The 16,449-nt window shown below is 70.8% G+C and carries 17 protein-coding genes; 7 read left to right on the forward strand and 10 right to left on the reverse strand.

Annotation, left to right across the window (positions count from 1 at the left end; genetic code table 11):
• Positions 1–223 precede the first annotated feature (223 nt).
• Entirely contained in the window at positions 224–595 is a 372-nt protein-coding gene (locus ASG53_RS11795; RefSeq protein ID WP_056133095.1) for a hypothetical protein, read from the forward strand.
• Positions 596–699: 104 nt separating this feature from the next.
• Here the strand turns inward: ASG53_RS11795 and ASG53_RS11800 are convergent, their stop codons facing one another.
• From ASG53_RS11800 to ASG53_RS11810, 3 genes are all read right to left on the reverse strand, one after another.
• On the reverse strand, positions 700–1,218 hold the full coding sequence (locus ASG53_RS11800) for a hypothetical protein (RefSeq protein ID WP_056133098.1): 519 nt from the start codon (positions 1,216–1,218) through the stop codon (positions 700–702).
• 73 nt (positions 1,219–1,291) lie between these two features.
• Complete coding sequence (locus tag ASG53_RS11805) at positions 1,292–1,792, reverse strand: hypothetical protein (RefSeq protein ID WP_082543994.1); 501 nt, start codon at positions 1,790–1,792, stop codon at positions 1,292–1,294.
• Positions 1,793–1,869: 77 nt separating this feature from the next.
• Entirely contained in the window at positions 1,870–2,901 is a 1,032-nt protein-coding gene (locus tag ASG53_RS11810) for a LacI family DNA-binding transcriptional regulator (protein WP_056133101.1), read from the reverse strand.
• 178 nt (positions 2,902–3,079) lie between these two features.
• On the opposite strand from ASG53_RS11810, the gene ASG53_RS11815 reads away from it, so the two are divergent.
• The 5 genes from ASG53_RS11815 (at position 3,080) to ASG53_RS11835 (ending at position 9,061) form a co-directional block, all read left to right on the forward strand.
• Positions 3,080–4,339 carry a sugar ABC transporter substrate-binding protein gene (locus ASG53_RS11815; RefSeq protein ID WP_056133104.1) on the forward strand — a complete coding sequence of 420 codons (1,260 nt, stop codon included), beginning with the start codon at positions 3,080–3,082 and terminating at the stop codon, positions 4,337–4,339.
• Positions 4,336–5,469: a carbohydrate ABC transporter permease gene (locus tag ASG53_RS11820; RefSeq protein ID WP_056133107.1), complete on the forward strand. Its 1,134-nt coding sequence runs from the start codon at positions 4,336–4,338 to the stop codon at positions 5,467–5,469. Before ASG53_RS11815 ends, ASG53_RS11820 begins: the two co-directional genes overlap by 4 nt.
• A gap of 74 nt (positions 5,470–5,543) precedes the next feature.
• Entirely contained in the window at positions 5,544–6,377 is an 834-nt protein-coding gene (locus ASG53_RS11825) for a carbohydrate ABC transporter permease (RefSeq protein WP_235533910.1), read from the forward strand.
• 46 nt (positions 6,378–6,423) lie between these two features.
• Entirely contained in the window at positions 6,424–8,367 is a 1,944-nt protein-coding gene (locus ASG53_RS11830) for a glycogen debranching N-terminal domain-containing protein (RefSeq protein ID WP_056133113.1), read from the forward strand.
• Positions 8,368–8,491: 124 nt separating this feature from the next.
• Entirely contained in the window at positions 8,492–9,061 is a 570-nt protein-coding gene (locus ASG53_RS11835; protein WP_156382761.1) for a hypothetical protein, read from the forward strand.
• Here the strand turns inward: ASG53_RS11835 and ASG53_RS11840 are convergent.
• From ASG53_RS11840 to ASG53_RS11855, 4 genes are all read right to left on the reverse strand, one after another.
• Complete coding sequence (locus ASG53_RS11840; protein WP_056133119.1) at positions 9,024–9,866, reverse strand: NAD(P)H-dependent oxidoreductase; 843 nt, start codon at positions 9,864–9,866, stop codon at positions 9,024–9,026. The two genes, ASG53_RS11835 and ASG53_RS11840, sit on opposite strands and share 38 nt — an antisense overlap.
• A 146-nt stretch (positions 9,867–10,012) precedes the next feature.
• Entirely contained in the window at positions 10,013–10,651 is a 639-nt protein-coding gene (locus ASG53_RS11845; protein ID WP_200945490.1) for a TetR/AcrR family transcriptional regulator, read from the reverse strand.
• Between the two features lie 190 nt (positions 10,652–10,841).
• Positions 10,842–11,504 carry a response regulator gene (locus ASG53_RS11850; protein WP_056133122.1) on the reverse strand — a complete coding sequence of 221 codons (663 nt, stop codon included), beginning with the start codon at positions 11,502–11,504 and terminating at the stop codon, positions 10,842–10,844.
• Entirely contained in the window at positions 11,501–12,742 is a 1,242-nt protein-coding gene (locus ASG53_RS11855; RefSeq protein WP_056133125.1) for a sensor histidine kinase, read from the reverse strand. Before ASG53_RS11855 ends, ASG53_RS11850 begins: the two co-directional genes overlap by 4 nt.
• Positions 12,743–12,948: 206 nt before the next feature.
• On the opposite strand from ASG53_RS11855, the gene ASG53_RS19870 reads away from it, so the two are divergent.
• Positions 12,949–13,551 (forward strand): phosphatase PAP2 family protein, encoded by a 603-nt coding sequence (locus ASG53_RS19870; protein WP_156382762.1) that lies wholly within the window; start codon positions 12,949–12,951, stop codon positions 13,549–13,551.
• A 33-nt stretch (positions 13,552–13,584) separates the two neighbouring features.
• Here ASG53_RS19870 and ASG53_RS11865 read toward each other — a convergent pair whose 3' ends face one another.
• Genes ASG53_RS11865 through ASG53_RS11875 form a run of 3 tightly spaced genes read right to left on the reverse strand, consistent with a single transcriptional unit; the run spans position 13,585 to position 16,348 of the window.
• Complete coding sequence (locus tag ASG53_RS11865; protein ID WP_056133131.1) at positions 13,585–14,790, reverse strand: lysophospholipid acyltransferase family protein; 1,206 nt, start codon at positions 14,788–14,790, stop codon at positions 13,585–13,587.
• Complete coding sequence (locus ASG53_RS11870) at positions 14,787–15,710, reverse strand: phosphatidate cytidylyltransferase (protein WP_056133134.1); 924 nt, start codon at positions 15,708–15,710, stop codon at positions 14,787–14,789. Before ASG53_RS11870 ends, ASG53_RS11865 begins: the two co-directional genes overlap by 4 nt.
• A complete protein-coding gene (locus ASG53_RS11875; protein WP_056133137.1) occupies positions 15,707–16,348 on the reverse strand; it encodes a CDP-alcohol phosphatidyltransferase family protein in 642 nt (213 codons plus the stop codon). Before ASG53_RS11875 ends, ASG53_RS11870 begins: the two co-directional genes overlap by 4 nt.
• Positions 16,349–16,449 lie beyond the last annotated feature (101 nt).

Consider the following 16,449-nt stretch of genomic DNA (forward strand, 5'->3'; position numbering starts at 1 on the left):
AGCGGCCGACGGTCGACGGTCCCGGCTAGAGGGTCGCGTTGCTATCGTGGTGGTGGCACCTCGTGTGCCCTCACGCAGTCGATGACGAAGTGCTCGTCTGACACGTCCGCAGAGAGGACTGGCCCCGGTCAGGACACGTCCGCGGTGGAGATTGCGCAACCGACCCGACCGGGGAGGTTGTCATCACCATGCCGCTGCGCGGCGCGAGCGAAGGGCGGACACCATGTCCACCACCACGACAGGCAAGACCGACAAGGCGACGCAGGACCTCCAGGACGTCGTCGCGAAGATCACCGGATGGCCCGAGCCGTACGCGACCATCGGCACCCGTCTGCACGAGACGATCCTCGCGGCAGGCCCGAAGCTCAAGCCGCGGATCTGGTACGGCATGCCGGGCTACGCGACCAGCCGGACGGCTCCGGTCGTGGTGTTCTTCAGGCTCGACGGCGACACCATGTCGCTCGGGCTCTCCGAGAAGGCGACAGTCGCCCGCGAGCCGGGGACGACGCTGCACCCCTCGGCGTGGTTCCTCAGCGAGATCGACGACGCGACGCTCGCGAAGGTCGGCGAGCTCGTCCGGACGGCGTTCTCCTGAGCTGAGGCTGTCGCCCCGCTGGTGAGGCAGGTCACCCGCACGACCTTCCTCACCAGCGAGGGGCGGTGCTCAGGGAGCGGCCCGGCGCGCCGGGTGCGGAGCCGTCAGGTCTCTGCGCAGAGCGTGACGTAGAGGGTCTCGACCTCCGTCAGCTGTAGACCGGTCGCGTCGGAGACGTCGTCGAGAGGGCTCCCCGCCATCAGCATCTGCCGCGCTCGGGCGCGCCGTCCGCCGATCCAGCCGAGACGCCCCAGGGCCTCGTCGGCCGCGTCGATGATCAAGGCTCGCTGTCCTGCGTCCCACGGGGCGGTCCGTGAGGCGACGCCCCGACGGAGCAGGTCGCGGAGCCCGGCGCCGATGACCTCGCGCTGCTCGTCGAGCGTCGCACCGGCGAGACGCTCCTCTGCGACGACCAGGTCGACGTCCAGAGCCCCGTCGCGCTGGACGAACCGCGTCGTCGATCGACGCGCCCACTCCTGCGGGAGGGAGCGCAGGCAGACACCGAGCACCCCCGGGACGTCGGAGGTCCGCAGGTGGAAGGCCGCCGCCTGGTCGTCGAGCTCGTCAGCCAGGGCTCGCAGGTCGCCGACGGGGCCGGTGTCGGTGGTCACGGTCAGTCGCACGCCCTCAGGGTAGTGGGGCGCGGGTGCACCAGTCCCCGGACCTCGCCGGCGGAGACCGCCTCTGACCCAGCGCTCAGGCCGCCGGGCCGTCGGCGACCAGAGACGCGAGCCCTTCCCGCTCGGTGGCGGCGTCGACCTCTGGGTCGCGGGCCGCGACCCGCGCGACTAGCTGGACGAGCGACTCGTGGACCGTCGCCCTGAGGAAGGCGACCGGGTCTGGTGCGTGGTTCGCTTCGTCTCGGGCGACGTGCACCTGTGCCGTCGCGGTCCGCCGCGCGAGGGAGACCCGCGGTGACCGCAGACCTGAGGGCCCGGAGCCAGGCGTGACGTCACCGCCGATCATCAGGACGAGGTCGAGGTCGTAGGAGAACGGCTCGTCTCGCAGGACCCGCCGGATCCGGGCGACCTCTTCGATGATCCCGTCCTGAGGGGTGGGGCCGCCGTAGACGGTGCGGAGGGTGACCCGGCCTGCGCGGGCCTCGTCCGCGGCGGACGAGGTGGCACCGGCCTCGACGGTCCTCGGCGGGGCGGAGGGGCGTGGCCCCGGGTGCTCGGCTGCTGCGTGATCGTCCACCGGGTCAGGCTAGCGTCGACGGTGACCGCGCATCCAGGCTCTGAGGGTTCTCCTGAGCGGAGAGGTCACGCAGCCCGCTACCGGAGGATGAGGCTCGGGGCGAGGAGCCTGTGCTGAGGGTCCTCAGCAGACCCGACCTCCCCGGACCACTCGGCGTCGGCCGGGTCGCACAGCAGCTCGAGGGTGGCGCGGGCGACCTCGCCGACAGGCTGGCGCACGCTCGACAGCCCCAGGGCCTTCGCCACCGGGGTGTCGTCGAAGCCGACGATCGGCACGCTCTGCGCAAGCACCATGAAGGCCCCCAGCGCCAACGAGTCGCTCGCGCACACGATCGCGTCGAAGGTCACCCCCTGGTCGAGCAGCCCCTGGACGCGTGCCGAGGCCAGCGCGACAGAGTCCTCGACGACCAGGTCGAGGGCGTCGAGCCCCGTGCCGTCGAGCACCCCGTGCTCGAGCATCGTCTCGCGCCACCCTCGGCGGCGTTCGTTGCCGATCCCCGACGGGACGGGCCACCCGAGGAAGGCGATCCGGCTCGCCCCCTGGGCCAGCAGGGCACGGGTCGCCTGGGCGACGCCGTCGTGCCCGTCGACGTCGACCCACCGATGCTGCGGGTCGCTCATGTCGCGGCCCCAGGGCCGCCCGAAGGAGACGAAGTCGACGCCGTGCTCGAGCAGCCAGTCGGTCCGCGGGTCGTCGTAGGAGGTCGAGGTGAGGACGAAGGAGTCGACGTCTGCCCCGTCGAGGAGCCTGCGGAAGTGCCCGATCTCGTCGAGGGGGTCAGCAGCGGTGAAGAGGAGCATCCGCAGGTCCCGCTGGTCGGCCTGCTCGGTGAGGGCGTGGAGGTAGCGGTCCAGGACAGCACCGGAGATGCCGTTCTGCATGGGGTCGAGCCGGACGCCGATCGTCGAGCTCTTGCGGGTCCGCAGCCTGCGCGCCGAGGCGTGGGGACGGTAGTTGAGGTCGCTGATCGCGGTCTCGACCCGCGCCCGAGTGGCGGGGGCGACGACGTCCGGAGAGTTGAGGACGTTCGAGACGGTCTGTCGGGAGACTCCCGCGGCCCGCGCGACGTCGACGATCGTCGGTAGGCGGGACGTGCTGCTGCTCGGCATGAGCCTCCTCCTGATGTCGGGAGCCCCAGGACGACTGCACCGGAGGCCGTGCGGACCACCGTACAACGATTTGACCGTTCAATTGACACTCTCGTCGGGCCCTGCCTACTCTGCTCTCGCCCAGTATTGATCGTTCCAATCGGGCAGACCCTGCACACTCTCGACGAGGAGACATCCCATGCAACGACGCGTTGGCCGCCTAGCGGTCGCCGGAGCTCTCGCGACCGTCACCGGGCTCGCACTGACCGCCTGCGGCTCCGGCTCCGGTTTCTCCGAAGGCTCCACCTCACCCTCCGACGGCACTCTCACCTCGAGCGACGACTCGCTGTCCGTGCTCATCGCGGCGAGCGGGGACGCCGAGGCGACAGCCGTGCAGGCCGCCGTGGGCGCCTGGGCCGACGAGTCTGGGACAGGTGCCGAGGTCCTGGTCGCGAGCGACCTTCCCCAGCAGCTCAGCCAGGGTTTCGCCTCGGGCTCCCCAGCCGACGTCTTCTACCTGTCGACAGACGCTCTCGCGGGGTTCGCCGAGAACGGCAGCCTCCTCGCCTACGGCGACCAGCTGAGCAACGCCGACGACTTCTTCCCGACCCTCGTCGACAGCTTCACCTACGACGGCAGCTTCTACTGCGCACCGAAGGACTTCTCGACCCTCGGGCTCGTCATCAACACGCAGATGTGGCAGGAGGCGAGCCTGACCGACGCCGACATCCCCACAACCTGGGCCGAGCTCCAAGACGTCGCGGCCAGGCTGACGACCCCTGAGCACGTCGGGCTGACCTTCAGCCCCGAGTACGCGCGGGTGGGCGCTTTCATGGCGCAGGCCGGGGGCTCGCTCACGAGCGCCGACGGCACCGAGGCGACAGTCGACTCCCCCGAGAACCTCGCCGGGCTGACCTTCGTCAAAGAGCTCCTCACGAGCGGCGACGCGGCCTACTCGAGCGACCTCGGAGCAGGCTGGGGCGGCGAGGCCTTCGGGAGCGGCAAGGCCGCCATGACCGTCGAGGGCAACTGGATCGCCGGGGCGCTGAGCGCCGACTACCCCGACGTCGGGTACACCGTCGCGCAGCTGCCCGAGGGCCCCGGCGGACCGGGGACCCTGCAGTTCAGCAACTGCTGGGGCATCGCAGCAGACAGCCCCAACCAGGAAGCGGCGCTGGCCCTCGTGGAGCACCTCACCAGCACCGAGCAGCAGCTGGCCTTCGCCGACGCCTTCGGCGTGATGCCGAGCGTGCAGTCGGCCGCCGACCAGTGGAAGGACGCCAACCCTGACATGGCCGCGTTCCTCGACTCGGCCGACGACGCCCAGGGAGTCCCGACCCAGAGCGGCGCGGCTGACGTGGTCGCCGACTTCAACTCCAGGCTCGAGGGTCTCCGAGACGCCGACCCGCAGGCGCTCCTCGAGTCCTTCCAGACCAACTACGCGGCGATCCTGCCGTGAGCACGGCCTCGCCCCGCGCCGCTGCGGCTCCAGCCGGACCGGCGCGCACCTCCCCGCGTCGCGGCGGGGGCAGACGACCCACCAGCCGTGCCGCGCGGAGCGAGGCTGTCTCGGGGTGGCTGTTCGTCACCCCGACCATCGTCATCCTCGGTCTCTTCCTGCTGGTGCCCGTCGGGATGGCGCTGTGGGTGAGCGTCTCGGACTGGAGCGGGCGTGGATCGCCCTTCGGACCCTCCGTGAGCTTCGTCGGTCTGCAGAACTACGACGACCTCTTCAACGGTGGCGGTCTTGCCTCGCGGGACTTCGGCATCTCGCTCCGCAACAACGCCTGGTACGTGGTGTGCGTCGTCCCCCTGCAGACCGCTCTCGCGCTGTTCCTGGCCGTCCTCGTCAACAAGAAGGTGCTGCGGGGCCGCGGGTTCTTCAGGACGGCCTTCTACTTCCCGTCCGTGACCAGCTCGGTCGCCATCACGGTCGTCTGGTTGTTCCTCTTCACCCAGTCGGGTGCCGTGAACAAGGTGCTGTCCTTCGTCGGGGTCCAGGGACCTGCGTGGTTCCAGGACCCGTCAGGGGTGGTCCACAACGTGCTCGGGGCCGTCGGGATCACCGCCCCGACAGTCCTCGCGGAGCACGAGATGCTCGGCGTCACCTGGTGGGACTGGCTCGCCGGCCCGTCCGTCGCGATGAGCGCCTTCGTGCTCATGGCGGTGTTCACCACCAGCGGCACGTTCATGCTGCTGTTCCTCGCGGCCCTGCAGAACCTCGGCGGCGACGTCGACGAGGCGGCCATGATGGACGGGGCGAGCCCTTGGCAGCGGTTCTGGCAGATCACCCTCCCTCAGCTGCGACCTACCCTCTTCACGGTCCTCACCCTCGGGCTCATCGGGACGTGGCAGGTCTTCGACCAGATCTACACGGGCACCCAGGGCGGTCCTGCGCAGACCACCCTGACCCCGTCCTACCTCTCCTACACGTCGGCCTTCTCCGGTCAGGAGTGGGGACGCGGAGCCGCGATCGCCTTCGTGCTCTTCGCGATCATCGTGGTGCTGACGATCCTCCAGCGCATCGTCCTGGCGGACAGATCCGACTCGAAGCGCCGACGCAGCTCCTCGAAGGGACGCCTCCGATGACCACCACCGCACCAGCCCGCACAGGGCGCAGCGCCCCTCGCACCTCGCCCGACGCTCGTCGACGCAGGTCGCACATGCCTGCACGCACGGCGGTCAAGAGCTCAGTCCTCTACGCGATGATCGTGGCCCTCGCCGTCGTGTACGTCGTGCCGTTCCTGGTGAGCGTCGCCACGTCCTTCAAGACCGACGCCGACGCCGCGGCCAACCCCTTGTCGCTCATCCCCGGGACGTGGACCACCGCCGCCTTCCAGACGTTGTTCGTCAACAGCGACTTCCCCACCTGGGCGACCAACAGCGCCATCGTCGCGGTCTTCGTCACGGTCGGGCGGGTCTTCTTCGGCTCGCTCGCCGGCTACGCCCTGGCCCGCCTGCGATTCCGGGGCAGGAGCGTCGTCTTCGCCCTGCTCGTGGGGGTCATGGCCGTGCCGGGCGTCGTGCTGCTCATCCCGAAGTTCCTGGTCATCAACCAGCTCGGGATCTACGACTCCTACCTCGGCATGGTGCTGCCCCTGCTCGTCGACGCGGCGGGGGTGTTCATCATGAAGAACTTCTTCGAGTCGATCCACCCGAGCGTCGAGGAGCAGGCCCGCATCGACGGGGCCGGCACCTTCCGGCTGTTCTGGTCGATCGTGCTCCCGATGGCCCGCCCCGCGCTCGTGACCATCGTCATCTTGTCCTTCCAGGGCTCCTGGAACGAGCTCTCCCACTTCATCGTCTCGACCCAGTCCCCCGAGCTGACGACGCTCACCAAGGGTGTGGCCGGGCTCGCCTCGGGCCAGCTGAGCCAGGGCAACCAGTTCCCCGTCAAGCTGGCCGCCGCCGTGGTGATGACCATCCCCGTCGCGCTGATCTTCTTCCTCTTCCAGCGCCACATCATGAACGCGAGCGACGGTGCCGTGAAGGAATGACGCGCCACCCAACCTCCCACCCACGACCTCAAGGACCTGCCTTCCCATGACAGATCTCTCGTCCCACCCGCCCGCATCCTCGACCACCCCGAGCACCGTCTTCCAACCTCTGCTCTCTGCCGAGACCGTGGTCCTGCACGCCCCGGTCCAGGCATGGTCCGACCATGCCGGGGCGATGGGCAGCTCCCCCATCCACGGCGTGTGGACGGGCGACACCCGTGTCCTGCGCAGCCACACGCTCCGCGTCGACGGCACGTCGGTCGAGCACATCGCCACGGCTGCGCCTGATGCCTCGACCGTGCGCTTCGAGTACCTGCTCCGCGGTCTCGACGACCATGGCGCAGACCCCGACGTCCGGCTGTCCCTGCTGCGGGAGGTAAGCACCACAGGCACCCAGGAGACCCTCACCATCACCTCGAGGCTCGAGCGGCCGCTGGACCTGAGACTCACCCTGACCCTCACGCCTGACGCCTCGTCCATGGAGGTCGTGAAAGCCGGGCTCCCGGCGACAGCACCCGAGCGCACCAGCGCCGGTGGTGACGCCGCGACGTGGTCCGGTGGCGGCGCGAGCACGACCCTCACGGCGCACGACGGTCGTGTCGACCTCTCTGGGAGCGACCTCAGCGTCTCGCTGCCGCTCCACGTCCCGGCGCGGGCGTCCGCGAGCACCAGCTGGTCGATCACCACGGCGCTCGCAGGGGCAGTCGTCTCCGGGGTGACCACACCTCAGACATGGAAGCCCCTGGGCGAGGCTCCTGCAGACGACCGGCTGGCCCGGTGGCTCGACCGAGCGCTCGACGACCTGTCGGCCCTGCGGATGACCACCACGGAGCACCCCGAGGACGTCTTCTTCGCGGCCGGGGCCCCGTGGTTCTTCACGCTGTTCGGCCGGGACTCCCTGTGGGCCGCCAGGTTCGTGCTGCCGCTCGACATCTCCGTCGCCGCTGGCACGCTGCGTGCCCTGGCCCGGTTGCAGGGCACCTCGAAGGTAGCTGCGAGCGCCGAGCAGCCCGGCAAGATCATGCACGAGCTCCGTCAGCACCCGCTCGAGATCCACGGCGAGGGTGTGACCCTCTCCCCTCTCTACTACGGCACGGTCGACGCGACGGCCCTGTGGGTCTGCGTGCTCCACGACGCGTGGAAGGCCGGCCTGCCCGACCACGAGGTCGCGGCGCTGCTCCCCCACCTCGAGCGTGCCCTCGCGTGGCTCCGCGACTACGGCGACAGCGACGGGGACGGTCTGCTCGAGTACGTCGACGAGACCGGCCACGGGCTGTCGAACCAGGGGTGGAAGGACTCCGGCGACAGCGTCCAGTGGGTTGACGGGACCTTGGCCGAGGGACCGATCGCGCTGTGCGAGGTCCAGGCCTACGCCTACGAGGCCGCTGTGCACGGCGCGGACCTGCTCGACGCCTTCGACCGGCCTGGCGGTGGCGAGTGGCGCCGGTGGGCCGAGCAGCTGCAGCGGGTCTTCCGCGACACGTTCTGGACCACGGACGACGCCGGCCCCTACCCTGCGATCGCCCTCGACGCGTCGAAGAAGGCTGTCACCACGGTCACGAGCAACATCGGGCACCTGCTCGGCACGGGACTGCTGTCCCACGACGAGGAGGCCCTCGTCGCCGCGCGGCTGGTCAGCCCTGAGCTGTCCAGCGGGTTCGGGCTGCGCACCCTGAGCACGACGGCTGCCGGGTACTGGCCGCTCGGCTATCACCTCGGCACGGTGTGGACCCACGACACGGCCGTGGCGATCACCGGCCTCGCCCGGTCAGGTTTTGCCCGCGAGGCGCAGCACCTTGCCGACGGGCTGCTGGCCGCGGCTCCGTCCTTCGACTACCGGATGCCCGAGCTGCACGGGGGCGACCCGGCGCACGAGTCCACCGCTCCTGTCCCGTACCCGGCCTCCTGCCGCCCGCAGGCGTGGGCGGCCGCGGCGGCGGTCGCGGTGTGGGCCGCGACCGAAGGAGTTGCGGTCGAGAGATCCTGGTGAGGCAGCGGTCTGGGCGACACGGGGCTTTGCAGTCTGCAGTTGCCCAGGCCCACCTGGTCGGCCCCGTCGTGCACACCACTCATGAGACGTTCTCACGACGCAGGCTCGAGCGAGGGATCGTGCGATGACAACTCACATGACGCGGAGACTGGGTGCTGCTGTGCTCATCACGGCTCTGCTCCCGGCGGGTTGCCTGGCCCAGACCCCGGAGTCGCCTGCCGGAGCGGCGCCGACTCCGCAGTCGCTCGTCCTGACGAGCCCGGAGCCGACACCGAGCTCCACGACGGACGCGACACTGGCCGCGTCAGACCTTTCCCGGAAGCTGCACGGACGGCCCGAGCTCGCGTCCGTGGCGACCGACCCGGCCGGGACCGGGCTCGTCCTCTACTGGTACGGCCCGGAACCTGCTTCGGAGCTCTCGGCGTTGGCGGCGACCTATCCCGAGGTGGTCGTCGAGGTGCACGGCACCGACTACCTCCCTCGCGACCTGCAGGACCTTGCGAGCGATCTGCTCATCACCGAGGAGGCGTCAGGCGTCGGAGCGGTCTCAGTCCGTCCCGACGGCTCAGGGCTGGACGCCTTCGTGCACGGCGGCCTGTCCAACCAGTCGCTGGCCGCCATGGAGGTCCGTCTCTCAGAGTCGACTGGTGTGCCTGTCACTGTTGAGTCTGGCGCTCCAGTCCCAGCGATGTAGCGACTGCTCGTGGACGGTCTGCCCGGTGGATGCCGAGGTCGGTGCGGCCCGGCGCGAGGTCGTCGCGCAGGGCACGTGTCCCCTGGTAGTCGCCGTCCCGCAGTCGGCGGTACGGCCTGACGGTCTCGGTTCTCAGCGAGGCGATCCTGCTGCGGAGCCGTTCGGTCTCGCGCTCGACGGCCGCTCGGTCGAGGGAGTCAGCGTCAGTGATCACGTGCAGGTCGAGAGTCTCGATGCCGGTGTACCAGAGCGTGCCGTGGGTCAGCGGGAACAGCAGCGAGTCGATGTCGCCGCTGATGCCGCGCGGCCCGATGGTGCGTTCGTCCTCCCCCGCCGTGACGACCACGAGGGCTTTGCGGCCGGTGAGACCGCCGTCGCCGTAGCGGCGCGGGACGCCGAGCTCGGGGTCCATGTCGCCGTAGGCGAAGCCTGCGGTGAGGACGCGGTCGAACCAGCCCTTGAGGATCGCCGGCGGGCCGTACCACCAGAGCGGGAACTGGATGACGAGCAGCTCGGCTGCGGCGAGCTTGGCCTGCTCGGCGCGGACGTCGTGAGGGAGCTGGCCAGCGGCGAAAGTCTCACCGACCTGCTCCGCGATGTTGCCCGGCGTGCCGGCGAGGTCGCCGAGGTCGCGCTCGCTCAGCACAGGGTCGAAACCCTCGGCGTAGAGGTCGGAGGTCAGGACTTCGTGGGTGGCGGAGAGGGCCTCTGCCCCGGCACGGAACAGGTGGTTGCCGAGGGACTGCTGGCGGGGGTGGGCGTGGACCCAGAGGGCTGTGCCTGGGGTCGGCGGGTTCTCGATCATGGGGGTCTCCTGGGGTGGGACGGGTCGGTCGGTGGTCTCGTGGGCTGCGTGGTGGGGCCGCGGGCGGAGCTTCTGGGCACGGCGAAGCTGAGCGGACCGCGGTACTGCCGGGCGGTCGCGCTCTCCGGTGACGCGTTCGACGGGTCTCAGGCCGTAGGCATGGCCCCGATGGAGGTCTCGCCAGCAGCGACGGAGCCGTCCGCGGCCGCCAGCGCCGTGACCACCTTGGTCAGAGCGGCGCGGGCTCGGTCGGCACTGATCCTGCCGGTGATGGCGGCCCGCCCCAGGGCGTCGCCTGCACCGACGATCCCCACCAGCCCCGCGGCGTCGAGGGTGCGCGAATACGGCGTCAAGGCGTCTCGGCACATGCCGAGATACTCGTCCTGCGCCTCCTGACGCAGAGCGTCGAGGGTCGGCGACCCGGCGAGGGCCGACACGACGTCGGCAAGCTCACGCCCCTCGGCGATGCAGCAGTCGACGTAGGCGCTCGCGACGACCGAGGCCACCGCAGGCAGTGCAGGTTCAGCACCGTCGAGGGCGGCGGCGAGCGTGTCACGCTGACGTGCCTCGAAGGCTCGGTACAGCTCGGCGAGGACCCCGGACCTGTCGCCGAAGTGGTCGTAGACCAACGGTTTGGTCACCCCGGCACGGTCGGCGAGCCGGGCGAGGGTGAGCTCGTCGGTGCCGTCGTCGCGGATGAGGTCGCGGGCGACCTCGAGCAGCTGGGCGTGGCGGTCGTCGCGGGACAGGCGCTTGCGAGGAGGCGCTGCGGGGTCGACGGGCACGATGGTCCTCCTGATGGTGAGCGGGTCTCAGGCAGCCCGATCGTCCCGGCCGCCTCTACTTACAGACCGTAACTTACGATGAGTAAGAAGTCCACGCGATCCTCCATGCGTCGCGGCCCGGCGCACCTCACGCCTCACGCCTCACGCCTCACGCCTCACGCCTCACGCCTCACGCCTCACGCCTCACGCCTCACGCCTCACGAGCATGGACGGCGACGAGTGCCGCCTCCACGCGGTTGCGTGCCCCGGTCGTCCGCAGGATCGAGGTCATGTGCGTCTTCACGGTCCCCGGCGCGAGGAACAGCTCCGCGGCGATCTCCGGGTTGGAGCGTCCGAGCCCGACGAGCCTGAGGATCTCCTGCTCCCGCGGGGTCAACGCCGCGAACCGCCGACGGGCCTCCCACACCCGGATGGCATCCGTCCCGAGAGGTCGGCCGAGCATGCGGCGGGCGATCGTCGGAGAGAAGAACGCGCCACCCGTCGCGACGGCGTGCACGGCGAGGACGAGCTCACGCGGGTCGCCCGACTTGAGGACGAACCCGTCGGCGTCGAGCGCGAGCGCCTCGGCGACGTAGTCGTCCTCCCCGAAGGTCGTCACCAGCACGCAGGGCAAGGACGACCCGTCGGCGCGCAGCGCCCGGAGCACGTCCAGGCCCGACAGCACGGGCATCCGGATGTCGAGGACCAGCGCGTCGAGGTGCGTCGACCGGGCGAGAGCGAGCGCCACCTGTCCGTCACCGGCCTCGCCCACCACCTCGATGTCCGCGTCGCTCGTGAGGATCGAGGTGATCCCCACCCGGACCATCGGCTCGTCGTCCGCCACCAGGACGCGCAGCCGCCGTGCGGCGCTCATCCGAGTCCCCTCGTGGTCAGCTCGACGGCTGCGAGCGCCAGGGCGATGACGGCGGCCGCACCGACGAGCACCATCACGCCACGACGGTGTGCTGCAGACGCCAGGTCGAAGACCGAGGTGGTGCCTTCTTCGGCAGGTGGAGTCGTCGGTGACTCGGCGCTGCTCACTCGCGGGACACGAGCCGACAGGACGAAGGCATCCGCACCCTTGTCCCAGCTGACCATTCCACCGTGTCGCGCAGCCTCGCGGGCGAGCGCGCCGAGCCCGGTCCCGGACCCGGTTCCCTTCCCCGCGCCTGTGCCTGTGCCTGTACCCGTGCCCGTACCCGTACCCGACGGTCCACCGTCCTGACGCGATCTCGGGTTGGAGACCGTGAGCAGCAGGTCCCCAGATTCTGTCTCGACGACCACGCGGACCGGTTGCCCTGGCGCGTGCTTGGCCGCGTTGGTCAGCGCTTCCTGCAGCACCCGCGCACCGAGCACCCCACCGAGTCCGCTGCAGTCCCCCGCCACGAGGTCAGCCCCCTCGAGTGTCACCGTCATCCCCGAGCGGCGCGCACCGTCAAGCAGGACGCCGACAGCCGCCCCCGGCGCCGGGAGTCCAATCCCCGTCCGCAAGGTCGCGACCGAGACACCGAGCCTCTCGACCGCGGTCCCCACCTGCTCCCGAGAAGTCCTGACCTGCGCCACGACCTCGGGTGCAAGGTCACGGCGCACCTCGAGCGCCCCGAGGTTGAGCGCGACAAGACTCAGCGCGTGCCCGAGATCGTCGTGCAGCCCCTCCGCGAGCGCCATCCGCCCGTCCTGCCGTTCCCTCTCCGCATCGATGTGTCTCTGTCGCTCGTGCTCGGCTGCCGTGAGCCGAGCGCTGCGTCGGATCTGTGCCTGCTGCGTCCATGCAACGGCGACCAACCACGGCACTCCTGCACGGACGAGGGCAAAGGGGAGCTCGGCGAGCGGGAGCGCGACGGGACCACCCAAGGCGTCGAGGACGACAGCGGATGCCTGGAAGACGGCCATCGCTCCCAGCGTCAGGGCGCCGCGCCGGACACCCCCGGCCCCGGCTCCCACGACGAGCGCGACGACGAGGACCGCGAGCGCGAGGCCGATCCCCGGCCTGGGCACGAGGGCGAGCAGCGCCAGGCCCACGGCGAGCGAGGCGTCACGGAGGACGACTCGAGAGTCCGGTCGGGCGCGAGACGGGTCGGCCTGCGTGCGGGACCGGAGGTCATGGTTCACCCGTCCATCCTGGACGCGGAGCCAGCGGTGCACATCAGACCGTGGTCAGAGATCCGCTGCGACATCTCCACCCCTGGTCAGAGGTGCAGAGGCCCACGGGCAGAGGTGCTCGATGCACGCGCCGGACGAACCTGGACGGCATGACCTCGACCCCAGCCTCCGCTCCCCCAGCCCGCCTTTCAGCCGCTCACCGCACGCTCGCCGTCATGACCTGGATCGGCGGGGTCCTCGCCGTGCTCGCACTGGCGAGCGTCCCGTTCCGCGACCCGCTGTTCCGCGGGTTGGCAGGCGCAGCAGAGGGCAGCCCGCTCGAACCAGCCGTGATGCTCACGGCAAAGTACGGGCTGCTCGTCCTGGTCGCCCTCGTCGGCGTCGTCGGACTGCGGGCGCTCGTCCAGGACCGCCCGGCACTCTGGACCCTCGTGACCGCAGGCGTCGGCGTCGTCACCACCTACGCGCTCAGCGAGGGCATCAAGCTGCTCGTCGAGGAGGATCGACCGTGCAGCGTGCACGACCTCGCCACGGTCCTCGCCTGCCCGGGCCAGGGCGACTGGTCGTGGCCGTCGAACCACGCCACGCTCGCCGGAGCTGCGGCGACCGCAGTGGTCCTGACTGTCCCGCGGCTGCTCGTCGTCGCTGGACCTGTCGCGCTCCTCGTCGCCTCAGCCAGGGTCGCCGCTGGCGTGCACTACGCCCACGACGTGCTCGCCGGGCTCGCGCTCGGGTCTCTCGTGGTGGTTCTCGCGGTCGTCGTGGGGCGGGGTGTCCGAGGCCGGCTAGCGCTGGCGACAGCGACAGACCCGCACTAGGAACCACGCACGAGCGCCGCGCTCAACCCGAGGTCACCTCCACCGCCGGATCACGAGCGACAACCCCGCCACATACCCGACAGCCGACGTCCCGAGGTAGGTCCGGTACGCCCGCCGCAGCATCGGCTGCGCCTTGTACGACACCCCGGCCACGACAGCCCCGAGCGCCAGTGCCCTAGCCCCTCGAGCTCCGAGAGCGTGTGCGGCGAGCGGTCCGAGCGGGATCCGCCGACGCCCGGCCTCGGCGGCGTACACCTTGACAGGGATCCCGTTGAGCGCCTGCCGCCAGATCCCCGCAGCGCCGGCAGCCATGTGCTCGGCGGCCGTCGTCCGCATGCCCTCGGTGGTCAGCGGCGCCGGGGGCGTGCGGTCGTCACGGGTGCAGACCGCCGTGAAGACCACACCGGCCACGGAGCCCACGGCCAGCCACCCGGCAGCGGGCAGCACCTTGCGCGGGTGCGCGGCGGCGAAGACCGCGAGGAACATCTCGGCGGTCACGGGCCAGCTGATCGCCTCGGCGAAGCCCCACGCGGCGGCGGCCCCCATGCCGACCTTGGACTCCATGAGCCTGTGCAGCGCCTCCCACGCGGGGTCGTCGGGCGCTGTCGCGTCCCCACGGGACAGCAGGTCGGTGATCTGGTCGACCACGGGGCTCATGTCGCCGTCGACGAGGTCCTCGGGCTGGATCGGCTCGCCGAGCCGCACCTCGATCGGTCCGGGGTTGAGCTTCCCGCCCTTGGGCAGCAGGTCCCGAGTGCCGACGAGCGCGACGGGGAGCAGCGGCACGTCGAACTCCTTGGCGATCCGCAGCGCACCGGAGCGGAACTCCCCGAGCTGACCGTCGCGGCTGCGGGTGCCCTCGGGGAAGATCAGCAGGCTCGACCCGGTGCCGAGCACCTTCTGCGCGTTCTCGACGAGGTCGTCGTAGGCGCCCCCGGAGCGTCGGACGGGGACCGCACCGATCGCGACGTGCAGCAGCGCGCGGCGCCAGAAGCCGGTGAACCAGTAGTCGTCAGCGGCGACGACCACGGGCTTGTAGGGCGAGGGGAAGGCCGCCAGCAGTGCCGGTGTGTCCGCGTGGGAGGAGTGGTTGGCGACGATGACCATCGCCTCGTAGGGCGCGCTCCCCCGCACCCTGTACCCGCCGACAGCCGTGAACACCTGACGCCACATCCCGCGACGCACAGCCCCCGAGATGCTCCGTCCGCGAGGGATGCCGACCCGGCGACGCGCGCTCACGCGAGGACCGCCGCGAGCGGCAGGACGAGCAGCAACGAGTCGACCCTGTCGAGGATCCCGCCGAAGCCTGGGAGCCAGTCCCCGGCGTCTTTGACCCCTGCGTGACGCTTGACCATGGATTCCAAGAGGTCTCCTCCTACGCTTCCGACGACGACAGCAACGACGAGCCCGACCGACAGAGAGCCGAGGAGGGCCAGGACAAGGACAGTACCGACCAGCGCGCCGACCACTCCCCCGACAGTCTTGCTCGGGCTCAGTGGTGACAGCGGTCGCCGCGCCCAGCCGAAGCGCCGCAACCCGTTGCCCCCGCACCACGCGGCGACGTCGGCTGCCGCGGCCGCGAAGCAGATGAGGTAGGCGTCGCCCCACACGAGCACGAGGTTCGACAGGGACCAGCAGATCCAGATCGACCCGAAGGCCGTCATCGCGCCGCGCCGCACACCGTCGGTGGTGTCCGCGCTCAGCAGCGCTGGGGCTGCGCAGAGCAGGGCGATGAGCGGGACGAGGGCGAGCAGGCTCGGGTCCAGCCACGCGGAGACCGGGTACCCGACCGCGAGCGCGAACAAGATCCACGTCTCAGGCTTGGGCAGCGATGCCAGCCTCGCGAACTCGCGGACCGCCTGGATGCCGATCACCGCGGCGAGGGCCGCTGTGGTGCCGGGCCCGAGCCAGATGGGCACACCGATGATCGGCAAGATGCAGGCCCACGTGGTCCAGCGGCGGCGCAGCTCGATCTTCCCGGAGAGGAACACCGGGACGGCCGCGACGGCGATGATCACCACCGAGACGAGCAGCAGGAACACCGCTCGTCCCTCGAGGAACAGGTGCCACGGCCCGAGCTCGACGTCGATCGTGAAGGCCGACCTGTCGAGCCCGAACCACGCGGCGACGGGGTCGGCCCCCGACCCGAAGGGGTTCACCGGTGACCTGCCGACGTCGCAGCAGGGTCGCTGGGCGACGCGCTGAGCGACCCGTGGATGCTCCGGAGCCTGGTGCCTGCCGTCAGCACGGACCCGGCGATGATGACGATGCTGATCACCGGGATCCACGCGGGCACGGCGGTCGCGAGGATCACGGCGGCGCAGCGCTCGGTCTTGCCGAAGGGCCCGCCGTTGAGCCGCTGCGCTCCGGCGCCAGCACCGGAGACGGAGACGAAGGTCGGCAGCGTGGCGCAGATCGTGGCCACGAGCACCCACCCTGTCGCCCAGTCGCTCCCCCAGCCGATGTCACCGTCCCGCGTCGCGAGCACGGCCAGCCCGGCGAACATGGCGAAGTCTCCGGCCCGGTCGCCGAGCTCGTTGAGCACGAATCCCCATGGCCGGCTGACACCCTGGGCGCGCGCGACGGCGCCGTCCAGGTTGGCCCCGGCGAGGCGTCCGGCGAGCAGGACGAAGGCGAGGACCCAGCTGCCGTAGGCGATCGCGACCCCGGCACCGAGGGCGGAGACCACACCGACTGCTGTGAACACGTCGGGCGAGATGTCCCGGGCGACGGCGAACCGCAGGACGGACGCCAGACGGTTCGTGTACCAGGGTTTGAGTGCATAGAGTCCGCGCATCCGGTCAACGTAGCGGAAGACGCTCTCACCTGGATGGGGAGATCTATCGCGGGACGGCCGCGACCTGCGTGGTGGGTGCGCCGGGATGCACTCGGAGGGAC

Origin of the sequence: Sanguibacter sp. Leaf3, from assembly GCF_001425965.1 — a bacterium.
Classification (GTDB): domain Bacteria; phylum Actinomycetota; class Actinomycetes; order Actinomycetales; family Cellulomonadaceae; genus Sanguibacter; species Sanguibacter inulinus.

What these genes read in the sequence shown, in the direction of transcription:
- ASG53_RS11810 (WP_056133101.1), bottom strand. Translation starts at nt 2,901, where the DNA reads ATGCCGAGCAGCAGCACGTCCCGCCTACCGACGATCGTCGACGTCGCG.
- ASG53_RS11825 (WP_235533910.1), top strand. Translation starts at nt 5,544, where the DNA reads ATGCCTGCACGCACGGCGGTCAAGAGCTCAGTCCTCTACGCGATGATC.
- ASG53_RS11830 (WP_056133113.1), top strand. Translation starts at nt 6,424, where the DNA reads ATGACAGATCTCTCGTCCCACCCGCCCGCATCCTCGACCACCCCGAGC.
- ASG53_RS11840 (WP_056133119.1), bottom strand. Translation starts at nt 9,866, where the DNA reads ATGATCGAGAACCCGCCGACCCCAGGCACAGCCCTCTGGGTCCACGCC.
- ASG53_RS11815 (WP_056133104.1), top strand. Translation starts at nt 3,080, where the DNA reads ATGCAACGACGCGTTGGCCGCCTAGCGGTCGCCGGAGCTCTCGCGACC.
- ASG53_RS11795 (WP_056133095.1), top strand. Translation starts at nt 224, where the DNA reads ATGTCCACCACCACGACAGGCAAGACCGACAAGGCGACGCAGGACCTC.
- ASG53_RS11835 (WP_156382761.1), top strand. Translation starts at nt 8,492, where the DNA reads ATGACAACTCACATGACGCGGAGACTGGGTGCTGCTGTGCTCATCACG.
- ASG53_RS11875 (WP_056133137.1), bottom strand. Translation starts at nt 16,348, where the DNA reads ATGCGCGGACTCTATGCACTCAAACCCTGGTACACGAACCGTCTGGCG.
- ASG53_RS19870 (WP_156382762.1), top strand. Translation starts at nt 12,949, where the DNA reads ATGACCTGGATCGGCGGGGTCCTCGCCGTGCTCGCACTGGCGAGCGTC.
- ASG53_RS11850 (WP_056133122.1), bottom strand. Translation starts at nt 11,504, where the DNA reads ATGAGCGCCGCACGGCGGCTGCGCGTCCTGGTGGCGGACGACGAGCCG.